The sequence below is a fragment of the Methylobacterium sp. E-046 genome (assembly GCF_022829625.1).
In the GTDB taxonomy this organism is placed as follows: Bacteria; Pseudomonadota; Alphaproteobacteria; order Rhizobiales; family Beijerinckiaceae; genus Methylobacterium; species Methylobacterium longum.
On sequence record NZ_JAKSYP010000279.1, the window covers coordinates 1 to 826 of the forward strand.

At 65.0% G+C, this 826-nt stretch carries 2 protein-coding genes; both read left to right on the forward strand.

Going from position 1 to position 826, the window contains the following annotated elements; all coding sequences use genetic code 11:
• Positions 1-266: hypothetical protein (locus tag MKK82_RS30650; protein WP_243987849.1), on the forward strand; the 266-nt coding region annotated here is incomplete at its 5' end.
• Positions 263-451 carry a hypothetical protein gene (locus MKK82_RS30655; protein ID WP_243987850.1) on the forward strand — a complete coding sequence of 63 codons (189 nt, stop codon included), beginning with the start codon at positions 263-265 and terminating at the stop codon, positions 449-451. The genes MKK82_RS30650 and MKK82_RS30655, both read left to right, overlap by 4 nt.
• Positions 452-826 lie beyond the last annotated feature (375 nt).

Below are 826 nucleotides of genomic sequence, written 5' to 3' on the forward strand. Positions count from 1 at the left end.
ATCCGGAACGTGCTGGCCAAGACGATGCCGAAGAAGCCGAGGCGCAGGCGGCGGAAGGCATGACCGAGCCCGACGCGAACCACGAACTCGCCGCCCGTCTGCTGGCCCAACTGGGTGGCTTCATGCTCGGCATCGGCATCGGCATCGGCATCGAGGAGACCGCTGCCCGCGAGATCGTACAGCCCGCGATCACCGACGATCCGTCTCTCGACGAGGAGGGTGTCGAGGTGAAGGCGCGTGCCTGGATGCTGATCGCGCTGGCATGAGCACGCTCACGGAGCGGATCAGCAAAGCTGTGGCGGCTCTGCGCGCGGCTGGTCACCGGGTCGAGGCGGTAGCTGGTACGGCCGACATATACCGGGTGAACGGAGGCGATGCCGTGACAGGGCCGGAGGTCTTGGTGCTGGCGATCCGGCTCGGTCTGATGGACGCGCCGGGTGGGCAGCGATAGCGCAGCGTCAAGCCGACCGAACCGCACGCCCCGCTTCAGGGCCGCGCCTTGAAGGCTCTGCGCGTCGTCGCGGCAAATCCAGGCGGTCTTCGGATGCAGGCCCACTCGTCCGTCATGCCGATGCTGGTCGAATTTGGTCTCGGCTGAGGAGCTAAAGAGCTTTGGCCGTAACCTTCCAGACTGGGATGCCCCATTCTTGGCGATGTCGGTCTCTTTAAGGTAGCCATGCCCACAACAGAGTTCGTTAACCATACGCCCGCACCCTGTGAGCATCATCGCGCAGGTGCCTCTCGTGAACCAGGTTCGTCTGATCACCGCTGCGGACTTCTCCAGCGACTGCCCCGTACCGCTCGAACTCGTGGCGCAGCTCACCCG

What these genes read in the sequence shown, in the direction of transcription:
- MKK82_RS30655 (WP_243987850.1), top strand. Translation starts at nt 263, where the DNA reads ATGAGCACGCTCACGGAGCGGATCAGCAAAGCTGTGGCGGCTCTGCGC.